This is a genomic window from Bartonella sp. B41, assembly GCF_053795765.1.
Map to the genome: position 1 here is coordinate 260,784 of NZ_CP200037.1, position 13,455 is coordinate 274,238.

The 13,455-nt window shown below is 35.2% G+C and carries 11 protein-coding genes; 5 read left to right on the forward strand and 6 right to left on the reverse strand.

Annotation, left to right across the window (positions count from 1 at the left end):
* Positions 1 to 160: 160 nt before the first annotated feature.
* From cyoE to V4P54_RS01035, 5 genes are all read left to right on the forward strand, one after another.
* A complete protein-coding gene (cyoE, locus tag V4P54_RS01015; protein ID WP_455477306.1) occupies positions 161 to 1,096 on the forward strand; it encodes a heme o synthase in 936 nt (311 codons plus the stop codon).
* 185 nt (positions 1,097 to 1,281) lie between these two features.
* Entirely contained in the window at positions 1,282 to 2,307 is a 1,026-nt protein-coding gene (ispH, locus tag V4P54_RS01020) for a 4-hydroxy-3-methylbut-2-enyl diphosphate reductase (RefSeq protein WP_455477307.1), read from the forward strand.
* A gap of 30 nt (positions 2,308 to 2,337) precedes the next feature.
* Positions 2,338 to 3,300: a homoserine kinase gene (locus V4P54_RS01025; protein WP_455477308.1), complete on the forward strand. Its 963-nt coding sequence runs from the start codon at positions 2,338 to 2,340 to the stop codon at positions 3,298 to 3,300.
* Complete coding sequence (rnhA, locus tag V4P54_RS01030) at positions 3,300 to 3,767, forward strand: ribonuclease HI (RefSeq protein WP_455477645.1); 468 nt, start codon at positions 3,300 to 3,302, stop codon at positions 3,765 to 3,767. The genes V4P54_RS01025 and rnhA overlap by 1 nt, the downstream gene beginning before the upstream one ends.
* Before the next feature lie 233 nt (positions 3,768 to 4,000).
* Entirely contained in the window at positions 4,001 to 4,585 is a 585-nt protein-coding gene (locus V4P54_RS01035) for a YqgE/AlgH family protein (RefSeq protein ID WP_455477646.1), read from the forward strand.
* A 30-nt stretch (positions 4,586 to 4,615) separates the two neighbouring features.
* Here V4P54_RS01035 and V4P54_RS01040 read toward each other — a convergent pair whose 3' ends face one another.
* The 6 genes from V4P54_RS01040 to V4P54_RS01065 all read right to left on the reverse strand — a co-directional run bounded on the left by V4P54_RS01040 (position 4,616) and on the right by V4P54_RS01065 (position 13,442).
* Positions 4,616 to 7,519 (reverse strand): EAL domain-containing protein, encoded by a 2,904-nt coding sequence (locus V4P54_RS01040; protein WP_455477309.1) that lies wholly within the window; start codon positions 7,517 to 7,519, stop codon positions 4,616 to 4,618.
* A gap of 451 nt (positions 7,520 to 7,970) precedes the next feature.
* Positions 7,971 to 9,245 (reverse strand): M16 family metallopeptidase, encoded by a 1,275-nt coding sequence (locus tag V4P54_RS01045; protein WP_455477310.1) that lies wholly within the window; start codon positions 9,243 to 9,245, stop codon positions 7,971 to 7,973.
* Between the two features lie 97 nt (positions 9,246 to 9,342).
* On the reverse strand, positions 9,343 to 10,740 hold the full coding sequence (thrC, locus tag V4P54_RS01050) for a threonine synthase (RefSeq protein ID WP_455477311.1): 1,398 nt from the start codon (positions 10,738 to 10,740) through the stop codon (positions 9,343 to 9,345).
* Positions 10,741 to 11,025: 285 nt separating this feature from the next.
* Positions 11,026 to 11,379, reverse strand: coding sequence for a hypothetical protein (locus V4P54_RS01055; RefSeq protein ID WP_455477312.1), 354 nt, complete (start codon positions 11,377 to 11,379; stop codon positions 11,026 to 11,028).
* Between the two features lie 195 nt (positions 11,380 to 11,574).
* Entirely contained in the window at positions 11,575 to 11,919 is a 345-nt protein-coding gene (locus V4P54_RS01060) for a hypothetical protein (protein WP_455477313.1), read from the reverse strand.
* An 821-nt stretch (positions 11,920 to 12,740) separates the two neighbouring features.
* Positions 12,741 to 13,442: an HAD family hydrolase gene (locus tag V4P54_RS01065; protein WP_455477314.1), complete on the reverse strand. Its 702-nt coding sequence runs from the start codon at positions 13,440 to 13,442 to the stop codon at positions 12,741 to 12,743.
* Between the last annotated feature and the right edge of the window lie 13 nt (positions 13,443 to 13,455).

Here is a 13,455-nt window from a genome sequence, read left to right on the forward strand (position 1 = left end):
TATATTTTTGTTGCAAAGAGTTCTATCTGTTTCTAATGGGTATATACTAGAAGAGAGACCTCGTATGGCTTTCAAAAGATCTATAATATTAATTGGTTGCTTCATGTGTTAGAAGGTATTCGTCTGTAGATGTCAAGAATAGAAAAGGTCTTTGAATAGAATGTCCGTTTTAGGAGAATCGTCAACTGCGTGTGATAAATCTACACCACTAAAGTCTGGTATTTGTGATTATATTGCATTGTTAAAACCACGTGTTATGGCGCTTGTCGTATTTACAGCTTTGGTTGGATTGATTGTATCATCTTCTTCTATGCACCCTTTTTACGCTTTTTTGGCAATTTTGTGTATTGCTATAGGTGGTGGTAGTGCAGGAGTACTTAACATGTGGTATGATGCTGATATCGATGCTGTAATGGAACGTACCAAAAACCGCCCTATCCCTGCTGGCAGAATCAGCCGTGGTAGAGCGCTTTTTTTTGGTTTATCTCTTTCCTTATTTTCAGTTTTTTTCATGGGAATTTTTACTAATTGGTTTTCTGCATTCTTTCTTGCCTTTACCATTTTCTTTTATGTCGTAATTTACACGATTTGGCTAAAACGTATTACGCCACAAAATATTGTGATTGGTGGGGCCGCAGGTGCTTTCCCACCTATGATTGGATGGGCAGCAGCAACGGGTACAGTGAGTATTGATAGTTTTTTACTATTTTTAATTATTTTTATGTGGACGCCACCGCATTTTTGGTCTCTTTCTCTGTTTGCATCGCTTGATTATGATGCAGCAGGTATTCCGATGATGCCAAATGTGCGGGGTGAATATTCAACAAAAAAGCAAATATTACTCTACACTATTCTTATGTCAATATGTGTTGCTGGGCCTTTTTTTACAGGTTTTGCTGGAATTTTTTATGGTATTTTTTCAACAATTTTGAGTTTTATTTTTATCTATTTTTCGTATCATTTGTGGAAAGCTAATACGCACGATGCTACTATTTTTCTGGCAAAAAAGGTATTTTTCTTTTCACTGTTTTATTTGGCTGCTATATTTGGAATTCTTTTGATTGAATTTCTTGTTTGGTACTTTATCATTCTCTAATATAATGGAATTAAAGAACAAACTTGAAATAACTTTTTTGCTACAGAGTGCTATAAAAGTACTTCATTAGTGTCATTGAGCGCAATTTGTATGACGGTATTTTGCTTGTCTCTTCGCGCTTTTTATATCATGTATAGCATGTTCGTTTATATTTGGTTCAAGGTTATGGATATCAAGGATGATTTATGTCTGTGTACCCCTCTTTAACGATGCGCCTTTGTGGTCCACGTGGATTTTGTGCAGGGGTTGATCGTGCTATTCAAATTGTTCTTCTTGCACTAAAAAAATATGGTTCTCCAGTTTATGTTCGACATGAAATTGTACATAACCGTTACGTTGTTGAAGGATTGCAGCGACGTGGAGCAATTTTTGTAGAAGAACTTGATGAGATTCCGGAAGTTTATCGTAGTCAACCTGTTGTATTTTCTGCTCATGGTGTGCCTAAATCTGTATTAGAAAAGGCACGTCACTATAATTTATTTTATCTTGATGCAACATGTCCATTGGTTTCTAAGGTTCATAAGCAAGCGATACGACACAGACGTTACGGTCGTCATGTTATATTAATTGGTCATTCTGGTCATCCTGAAGTGATAGGAACAATGGGGCAGCTTGAAAAAGAAACTGTTACATTGATTGAAACGGTAGAAGATGCTTTGCGGTATCAACCGAGTGAGTCGGAAAAATTGGGATTTGTAACACAAACGACACTTTCCATTGAAGATACAGCAAAGATTCTTGATGTATTAAGAAGACGGTTTCCTACGATAGAAGCTCCAGCTGCTGAATCAATTTGTTACGCTACTACAAATCGCCAAAATGCCGTTAAAGCAGCGGCATTAGGAAGCGATTTATTTTTAATTGTTGGTGCACCAAATTCATCTAATTCACGACGTTTGGTAGAAGTAGCGGAAAAATTTGGTGCACGGCGGTCTATTTTAGTTCAATCTGTCGATGAAATTGATTTTGATCATTTTGATTCCCTCTCAGTTGTTAGTCTTTCGGCTGGAGCATCCGCTCCTGAAAGTATCGTTAATGAAATTATTGCAGCTTTTCGTGAACGTTATGATGTTAAAATAGAATTGGCTGAAACTGCAGTAGAAACGGAAAAATTTTTGGTCAATCGTGAATTACGTGATGTTGCTTTAACGTCTCAGGATATGGCATTTGTTAACGGTCAGTCTGATATGGTAACAAACAAAAAACTGTGATGCACTAACATTTAGAATGAAAGAGAAATAATGGCAGTCTATACTAAGATTGGTAGGGATGATTTGGAGTTTTTTTTAAAGCGTTATTCAATAGGTTTTCTTCTATCCTATCAAGGTATAGAAGAGGGTATCGAAAATTCAAATTTTATAATTCATACAACAGAAGGGAAGTTTATTTTAACACTTTATGAAAAGCGGATTTTGGAAGATGATTTGCCTTTTTTTTGTAGCCTTATGCAGCATTTTGGAAAGCAGGGAATTTCTTGTCCTCAACCAGTAATTCAAAATGATGGAATGATAATTGGTGAGTTAGCAGGACGTCCTGCTGCTGTTATCACTTTTCTTGAAGGAGAATGGGTTCATCAACCTGATGTACACCATTGTTGTGAAGTGGGTAGTGGTTTGGCTAAATTGCATTTGGCGGGACAAAGTTTCGGATTCAGCAGAAAAAATACACTTTCTATTTTTGATTGGAGACCATTATGGAAATCGTGCCAAACAAAGGAAGATCCTCTGTTAAAAGCATTTGGAGAAAAAATTGATACAGAATTGGCTTTTTTAGAGGAAAATTGGCCATCAAACTTACCAACTGGTATCATTCATGCCGACTTGTTTAATGATAATGTGTTTTTTTTAAATCATCGTCTTTCTGGTATCATAGATTTTTATTTTTCTTGTAATGATTTTCTTGCTTATGACTTAGCGATCTGTTTGAGCGCTTGGTGTTTTGAGCATGGCCATTCTTATAATGTAATTAAGGCACGTATGCTGTTAGAAAATTATCAAAAAATCAGACCATTATCTTCTTTAGAACTAAATGCGACTATTCTACTGGCACGGGGGGCTGCTTTGCGCTTTTTGCTTACACGCCTTTATGATTATTTTAATACACCAGTGAATAGTTTTGTGATGAAGAAAGATCCGTGGGAATATTGGCACAAACTTTGTTTTTTCAGCAATGTTAGTTCATTAAGTGAATTAGGTTTTTTATGATGCCGTATCGAAAAAAAAATGTTGAAATTTATACAGATGGTGCTTGTTCCGGTAATCCTGGAATTGGAGGGTGGGGAGCAATTTTACGCTGGAATGGTCATGAGCGTGAGCTTTACGGTGGAGAAGCACATACAACCAATAATAAAATGGAACTTATGGCTGCGATTTGTGCATTAAAATCATTGAAAGAACCTTGCTTTGTGAATCTCTATACAGATTCAGTTTATGTTCGCAACGGTATATCTCTGTGGCTTGCAAGTTGGAAAAAAAATAATTGGCGTACTGCTTCAAAAAAAACTGTCAAAAATGTAGAGTTGTGGCAAGCACTCGAAAGTGCATGTGCTCATCATATTGTTAAATGGCATTGGATAAAAGGGCATTCTGGTCATATGGATAACGAGCGAGCAGATGAATTAGCGCGTAAAGCAATTTCTGAATATCGTGAAAATGGGTATTTTTTAGCATAGTTTGTGTTTAGAAAAATTTGTATTTTATGTAAATAACATTTCCCTTATTTTTAAAGTTATTTTAAATTCACAATGTGCTATGTCGTGTAAAATAGAAATAGCCTAAATAAGTTAGAATGAAAATTTAGGAGTGTGTACGTGTTAAAGAGTATATTGTAAACAATTAAAGTAAACAGTTCATTTTTTATACAAGTTAAATTGAATCATGTAGGTTAATGGAGAATAACAGATTGATAAAGCAGCGTAATAGATTTTTAGATGGACAGCTGCTTATAGCGATGCCTGGAATGGATGATAAACGCTTTATTCGTTCTGTTATTTATATTTGTGCACATTCTGATGCTGGAGCAATGGGAATTATTCTTAATCAGTTACATAATATTGATTTTCCAGAGCTTTTGCTTCATCTTGGTGTAATAGATAGTTTTCAAAAAAAATATCTTCCTGAGCCTATGAAAACGTTTCCTGTACGCTGTGGTGGGCCAGTTGATCCTTCACGTGGTTTTGTACTTCATTCTGATGATTATGTTTGTGAAGAAACTATTCTGATCGCAGATAAGGTCTGTTTTACTGCAACTATTGATATACTTAAAGCGATTAGTTGCGAACAAGGCCCTCGACATGCACTTGTAGCACTGGGCTATGCTGGATGGCAGGCGGGACAGCTCGAGGCAGAAATTTCTACAAATGGCTGGCTTATTAGTCCTACATCACCTAGTTTTCTTTTTGAAAGCGATTTGAAACACAAATATGATAAAAGCTTAGTTCGCATGGGAATAAACCCAACTTATCTCATTTCTGAAATTGGACATGCGTAGAGAATTTCATTACTTTTTGAATTCCCTATTCTATGAGACTTCGTTATTCTGTGCCTTTACCTTATAAGGGAAGTGACTTTGAACGAGAGTGATTAATTCTTCTATAGAAATTGGTTTGGTGACAAGTGTGCTCTGAACGTATTTGCAACCCTCTTGGCGTAAGAAGATAGCTTCTTTTACACTTTCAACACCTTCTGCTATTATTTGTAAATCAAGATCTTTAGCCATGTTTATAATAGACTTAAGAACAAGTTTTTTCTTGGGCAAATCGATTGAGATGAGTGAGCGATCCAATTTAACCATGTCAAATGGGTAACGAACAAGATAGGCTAGTGATGAATAACCTGTTCCAAAATTATCTAGTGCAAGGTTTATTTCTAGTGCTTTGATTTGTTTAAGGAAATGTGCTGATTGTTCAGGGTTTTTTCTTAAGACAAACTCAGATATCTCTATCATCAAGCGTCCTTTGTTCAGAGGATAACGAAGCAAAGTAGAGCGCAACTGGCTTATAAAGTTCGGATGCACCATCTCCGCACTGGGTAAATTAATTGAAACGAAAAAAGATTGTTGAAAAAACTTTTCTTGTATCTTTGTAAGATCAATAATAGCATTATCTATGATGAATTGTGCTAATTCCATAACAATTTGTTCATTTTCAACGATTTTGATAAAATCATGAACATTCAAATTTCCATAATCAGGATGATGCCATTCTACAATTGTTTCGAAACCAATTATCTGTCCATCTGATAAATTTAAAATAGGATGGTACAGGATCTTCATTTCGTTATTCTTTATTGCATGACGAATATCTTGACCCATGTTGTTATGTTCAAGCCCAAGAGTACGGAAATTAGGGCGAAAGGGTTCGATATGGTTTCCCCCCTTTTGTTTTGCGCGAATCATTGCTAATTCGCTATCATTAAAAATATCCTTAGCAGTTGATCTTCTCTCACTCCATGGAACCAGACCGATTGATATTGAAGGTATAATTTTCTTTTCTGAAAGTGAAATTGGTGCTGATATTGTTTTATGTATATGATTTGCAAATTCTGCAATTTTTTTTGGTTCAGTCTCACTAAGTAAAATGATTGCAAAGCGGTCAGCAGAAAGGCGTGATAGTGTATCTTGAAAATTAATAAGACGACTCAAACGACGCGCAATTATGAGCAGAATAGTGTCACCAACAGCTGTACCTAATTTGCGGTTAATTTGACGAAAATTATCAAAATCAATCATAAAGACGGTTGGTTTAATATTTATGTTTACCTTAGCTAAGGAAGTATAGTTTTGTAATCGGTCAAAGAAAATTTGTTGATTTGGAAGGCCAGTTAAACTGTCATGAATTGCATCATGTAATAAGCGCTCTTCAGCTTTTTTATGGTTAGTAATATTAACGATAGTTCCAATGATACGAGTAATTTTTCCATTTTTTTGCACAGCTGGTCGAGCTCGAAGAGAAAACCAATGATAATATCCACCACCAGAAGAAAGCCGAAAGATTTGATCAATACGTCCTTTTTTATTTTTTAGGATGATATCTAATATGGCTTGAAAACGTTCACGGTCATCGTAGTGCAAGGCTGAAATCCAATTGCGCATAGAACCATTAAGTTTGTGTGATTCAGTGCCAAAGAGTGCGGTCATATCCGGATGCACAACAATTCGATCACGCTCAACATTCCAGTCCCAAATAATATTTCCAGCTCCTTTTGCTGCCAGAACTTGCTGTTCAAGGTCGGAAAATATTCCTTCATGGAATGCATCATTGGAGAAGGTTTGTTGCATGACGGTAAAGCTAATAAGAAGAACAATGAGTACTAATCCACCAGCTAAGGCTGGTTGGATGATATCATTATCTAAATATCCTGCTATGCAGGCATAAGCTCCAAAACACCAGAGACTGATAAGCAACCATGTTGGTATAAGCATGATTGCACGGTCATAGCTTCGGATTGAAAAATAGCTGATAAGAGGAATGCCAATTATAGCGGTGAGCCCAAATGATAAGCGAGCAATTCCAGATGCTCTAACCGGATCATAAATAGCAAATGCTCCAAGTCCGCAGAGAGCTACTATCCATGCAATTGCACCATAACTGAAATGATAGTGCCAACGGTTAAGACATAAGTAGGTAAAAAGGAAAATGAAAAGTGTGGCAGCAAGTGCTACTTCTGTTCCAGCACGCCAAATTGGTTGTGTTGCTAATGTAATGGCAAAGAACTTATTCAAAAAATTGAAGTCAATTCCAATATAAAAAAGAACTGCCCAAGCAACAGCAGCTGTTGCTGGAAATAGCCCTGTTCCACGAACAACGAATAAAACAGTTAATAAGAGTGCCAAAAGACCTGATATCCCGAGAAGAATACCGTGGTAGAGAGTATAAGAATTAATTGCATCTTTATAAGCTTCAGGTTGCCATAAATAAATTTGTGGTAGGTTTTCGGAGTTAAGTTCGGCAACAAACGTAATGATTGCACCAGGATTCAGTGTAATACGAAAGATATCTGAGTTTGCACTGGATTGACGGTCAAGTGAAAAGCCTTCACTTGGAGTTATGGATTGAATGCGAGATGATCCAAGATCTGGCCAAAGAAAGCCTGAATGAGCCATACGATAATGGGGTGCAACGATGAGGCGGTCAATTTGTTCATCGGTTGGATTCGCAAGCGAAAATACTGCCCAGTTACCAGAAAATTTCTCGCTTTTTGCTTGTACCTCAATACGCCATACGACTCCATCTGCTCTTGGTGTAGTGCTTGTTTTAAAGATCGAATTATTCGTACGATGAATCTCTATTGCCTTCGAAAGATCAAGAGCAGCATCTTGGGGGGAAATTTTAACGGGTTCTATTGCTTGCGCTGGTGCAAGGTAGACAAAAAAGCTGATTATTGCCACGAAAATGACATCAATTATTTTACGCAAACTCTTCACAACGTTTCACTCTCAGTACTTCAGAATGTTTAATTTTACTTAGATTTTCAAGAAAATACGCTACATCTTTTGTAGTTTATTTTATGCAATAAACAACCATCATGCCCTTTTAAAATTATATAATTTTGTAAAAAGATAGATTAGATATCAATTTGTCCTAACGCGAATTAAAACTGACGGAATTTATATTTTACAGAAGAAAAATTAAACCATTAGTTTTTACCTTTGCAGGTACACTCCACTCATTAGTGGTTCTTATCACATAAAGTGCTAATTAGATAGTTTTGTATGCTTCTTTGATAAATGTTTCCAAAATTTATTCCGGAAGAAAACTTTTTGTGGTAAATTTTTATGGATGTTTATACAACTTGTACGTACCGTTATAATGTCCCATCGAATGGGAAATATATCAAAAATTTGTATTAAGGTGCTTGAAAAATTTTATTTAGTTTTACCTTATACTGCATGAGAGAATTGATGTTAAATCATCAAAGTTTATGAGAGAGCCAACAGGACCAATGGCCGCTAGTGTTGGGGTAGAATTGATAAAAAGGCGATTGGTTAAATCGGTTAATCTTGCGGGAGTAATGAGCTCTAAGCGCTCAAGTGTTTCGGATATTGGAATTGGTCGGCCGTGGAGAAGCATCTGACGGGCGATGAGGTGCGCTTGAGAAGATGGATTTTCTCGCGACATTATAAGGCTTGCACGATATTGCGCTTGTGCCCGTTTCAATTCATCGAAATGAATGTTTTTACTCGCTTTATAAAGTTCATTAAGAATCACAGGAGCCAGTTCTTGTAGCCTTTCTTGTTCGGTAGCCGCATGAATACCAAAAAGACCTGTGTCTGAAAATCCCCAGTGAAAGGCATAAATAGAATAGCATAATCCACGTTTTTCTCTTACTTCTTGAAATAGACGTGACGACATTCCACCACCAAGAATAATTGAAAGGATTTGTGCTGCATAAAAGTCGCGCGCATGATAGGCACGTCCTTCAAAGCCTAGAACAACTTGTGTATCCATTAAGTCACGATATTCGCGGAAATCTCCACCAACATAATTAGCAAGATTAGCCAAAGGCGCTGTTGAACAAGAGCGAAAGGTTGCAAGACGTTTTTCAACTTCACGCAAAAAAACTTCATGTTCTACAGCTCCAGTTGCAACGACAACCATGCGATCTGCACTATATTGTTTGTCCATAAAATTATGTAGGTCAGCAGATGTAAATGACTGAATTGTTTTTGCTGTTCCCAAAATAGAGCGACCAAACGATTGGTGGCGAAAGGCTGTTTCAGTAAAATGATCAAAAACAGCCTCATCAGGAGTATCATGAGCAGCACCAATTTCCTGAAAAATGACTTGTTTTTCTCGTTCTAATTCACCTTCATCAAACTTTGAACATGTCAAAATATCGGCAAGAATGTCAATGGCAAGAGGGATATCGTTTCTGAGTACGCGTGCAAAATAGGCAGTCATTTCAGTACTTGTTGTGGCATTAATTTCTCCACCAACATCTTCAATATCAGCTGCAATTTGAAAAGCTGTACGGTTTTCTGTTCCTTTGAAAGCCATATGTTCAAGAAGGTGTGCAATTCCATGTTGTGCAGAGGTTTCATTGCGTGAGCCAACTTTAACCCATATTCCTAGCGCTACACTGTCAATTTGTTGCATTGTGTGTGTGGCGATAGTCAAACCATTACTAAGGTGACTGATATCTACACCCATCTATTTTCAACTCCATTAAGAAAACCAAACCTTTTGTTAATATTTGTTAATAAAGGTATTGGAACATTTTTTATTTGAATCAAAATGTAGCCAACATCTAGTAAGATGCACGTGATTTTGAAAAAATATAATCTTTTACTATTTTTTCATCATTAGCAAGACTTATAAAACGTTCTTCGTGTTTCATTAAATCATCCAGAGAAGGTTCCCAAGGAACATCAATATTACAAGTACTTTTAATTTCGTTAGGAAATTTTGCAGGGTGAGCGGTGGAAAGAACAACCATTGGAACATGAGGTTGCTCATTTTCACGAGCTACTTTTAGAGCAACGGCTGTATGTGGATCAATAAGGTATCCATTTTCTTTATAAACTTTATTAATTGTTTGAGCTGTTTCAGCCATGCTGCTTTTTCCAGCTGAAAATAGCGAACGAATATTATGGAGCTGTTTTTTATTAAGCTTAAAATGACCTGTTTTTTTCAAATTTTCCATAGCATTGCAAGTCAATTCTGGATCCCGATCGCTGCTTTCAAATAGTAAGCGCTCAAAGTTAGAAGATACCTGAATATCCATAGATGGTGATATTGTGTACGTTACAGGTCGTGTTTCATAAATGCCGCTGGTCAATGTGCGTGCGAGGATATCATTATCGTTTGTTGCAATAATTAGCTGTGCAATAGGTAACCCCATTTTAGCAGCAACATAACCTGCAAAAATATCACCAAAATTTCCAGTAGGAACGGTAAATGATACAGATCTGTCAGGAGCACCTAGGGAAAGCGCAGATGAAAAATAATAAACAATTTGCGCCATAATGCGTGCCCAATTCATAGAATTAACCCCCAAAAGCGCTTTTTTTTGATGAAAGTTGTGATCGTTAAACATTGCTTTGACAAGAGTTTGGCAATCATCAAAATTTCCTTCAATAGCGATGGCATGAATATTAGGGTTGTGATTGGTTGTCATTTGTCGCTGTTGAATGGAAGATACACGTCCTTTAGGGAACAAAATAAAAACGTCTAAGTGTTTTCTTCCCGCGAAAGCTTGTATTGCTGCTCCCCCTGTATCACCTGACGTGGCACCAATGACTGTTGCACATCTGTTATTTTCAGTAAGAACATAATCCATAAATCTAGAAAGGAATTGCATTGCAACATCTTTAAACGCCAAAGTAGGACCGTGAAAAAGCTCAAGGATAAATTCGTTTGAACCAGTTTGTCGCAATGGACAAACTGCTGGATGGCGGAAGGTATCATAGGATTCAGAAATCATATTTTCAAAGGAGCCATATTCGATTTCATTATTCATGAAGGATGAAAGAATTGTTTTAGCAATCGTTATGTAGGACTGCCCGCGAAGTGCTCGTAATGCATCATGAGATAATTGAGGAAATTTTTCTGGAAGATAAAGGCCACCATCACTTGCTAGTCCAGTCATGCTGATTTCAGTAAAGCCTAAAACGGGTGCTTTTCCTCTAGTGCTAATGTATTTCACGAGACTTTTCTTTCATTTATGTTTTCAAATTTCTACAGACATATATTTCATATTTTTAATAATGTTTAAATTATTAATACACTTCACGTAATTAAGGTATTTTTTAGCATAAATTATCAATTTTAACGCTGATAGACACTTTGTTGTCTCATAATAACCAACGTTATCAATAACGAAGAAAATTATATACGGAAAGCATAAAAACAGCCTTCCAAATTATTTAAGGAAGGCTGTAATTTAAATGTTACTTTAACAACAAGTAGAAGATAATCAAATATTTCAGAATTATTTGCTTCCTTTAACCACAGCTATTAAAATTCCAATCATTGCACTGACTGCAGCCATAATGGATCCAACAGAAAAGCCGAGACCAAAAGCGGCTGTTGTAGAAAGAACTCCTATCGTTATGGGTTCAACTACCTTTTCGATTTTTCCTTCATTCTCTGTTCCTTGATCCAAAAAATTTGAAACGTAAAGAGCGTCCATACTAACGGTTTTATTTATTTTATGTTCTGTTGCGGAAACATAAAAATTTTCTTTTTGCAGCTTGTTGCTTGCATAATTCGCCTGAACATTTACTATCTGTGATAGAAAAAAAGCGAACACTATAAAAACATTTAGTACATAATTTTTAAGCATAATTTTACCTCAAATACTTTTACTTTTAATACAAATTACGAATATGTATGGAATTAAATAAGTTTTAGATATTGAAATATATCAATATTAATGATTATATTGTTCCGACAAAATAATTCATAACAAATTAATTATTTTAATAATAAATGATCATATTATTTTATAATCTACAAAATTAAAAAATAAAAATTGAATTTATTTTCCTATAATGAGTTTTATTATTTTGCCTATTAATGCTCCAATTACCATACCAACTACGCTTGTTACGTATCCAGTTAGCGTTCCTAATCCAAGAGCTCCTATTGTTATGGGTTCAACTACCTTTTCGATTTTTCCTTCATTCTCTGTTCCTTGATCCAAAAAATTTGAAACGTAAAGAGCGTCCATACTAACGGTTTTATTTATTTTATGTTCTGTTGCGGAAACATAAAAATTTTCTTTTTGCAGCTTGTTGCTTGCATAATTCGCCTGAACATTTACTATCTGTGATAGAAAAAAAGCGAACACTATAAAAACATTTAGTACATAATTTTTAAGCATAATTTTACCTCAAATACTTTTACTTTTAATACAAATTGATAAAATATATTTATGGAATTAGTGAATGTACCAGAGAAGATAGGTAAGCATATTCACGAGCAACATTGTTGGCATCATATATATTATTATGTATATTTAGTAAATATAAAAAATACATAATGTATTATTTTTTATATTTTATATAAAGACAATAAAATTATTTATGAATATGTTTTCCATATATGTAGATAGAATTATGATAAAATTTTTATTCTATTCTACTTTAAAATAGCTTATCTTATAAAACTACAATCAAACATTACATCTAGTTCGGTACTAAGTAATAATACCCACATGTTGTGTGTTAGTTTTATTTTATATGAAAATAAGATATTTAAATTTTTATTTTTAGGTTTATACGTTTCTTAGAAACATTTATCTTTAAGTTATATTGCAGTATTTTTATAAGATAAATTGATGACATTTAGTTTAGTGTGGTTGGTGTGTCGTAAACTTTGATACAAGGGCTGAGGTTTGTCCTTATGTGTTAATTGATAAAATTTAGCATTATAATAGGGTATTAGGCTTAATAAGTTTCAACCTACAATAGGATTTTGCAGTATATGCGGTAATATATTTTGAAAAGAGCCTATTCAATTACAATTGGTTGGGTGTTTATTTGTGTCATCATAATGTTATTTATTTCTAATTATATGGCGCTATTCGTGGGAGGACTTTCTAGATGAAAAATGAGATATACAGTTTTTCAGAAAACAAGAAAAATTCAAATTAGATAAAACATTAGGGAGAAAATCTATAAGTAATCACCTAATATGGGGTTTTTATTTTGATTCTTTCCATATTTTCATTGCTTCTAAGACTTTTGGTAAATGATTATGTTTATAGATAATTGTTTCAGCACCAGCATCTGTGAGCGCATCAGAATGATTAAAGTAACTATGCGATCCTCCAGCAAATCCAATGACGCGCATTCCTGCCGTTATTGCAGCGTGTACTCCGTGAATAGAATCTTCTATAACCACGGTGTTTTTTTGCTTTGCTCGTAATTGTTGTGCAGCAAAAAGAAAGACATCAGGGGCAGGTTTCGTTTTTTTTGTTCCCACTTCAGGGGCAGAAAATATTTTATTTTTGCTATCAAAAAGATCATAAAGACCGACTGTGATAAGCATCTCTTTTATATCTTGGCTTGCGGCGTTAGAGCAAATACAATAGGGGTAGCGAGAGCGAATAGCTTCTATTGCTTTCCTTATGCCATCGATAGCGCGTAGTTCAGTTTTTATTTGTTTTCGAAAAATATCTGACATTTTATCTATAAGGTGAACAGAGATTATCTTACCTGTCTCCTGTTCAATTTTTTTGAGAATATCAAAAAAGGTTAGTCCTGTATAACGCTCACTTAATTCTTCAGGCAATATTTCATACCCTTCTTGCCTGAGCAACTGAGATCCAATCTTTGCTGCAAGATACTCAGAATCCACTAAAACTCCATCACAGTCAAAAATAACAAGATCTATTTGAGGCATGATATAATCCTTA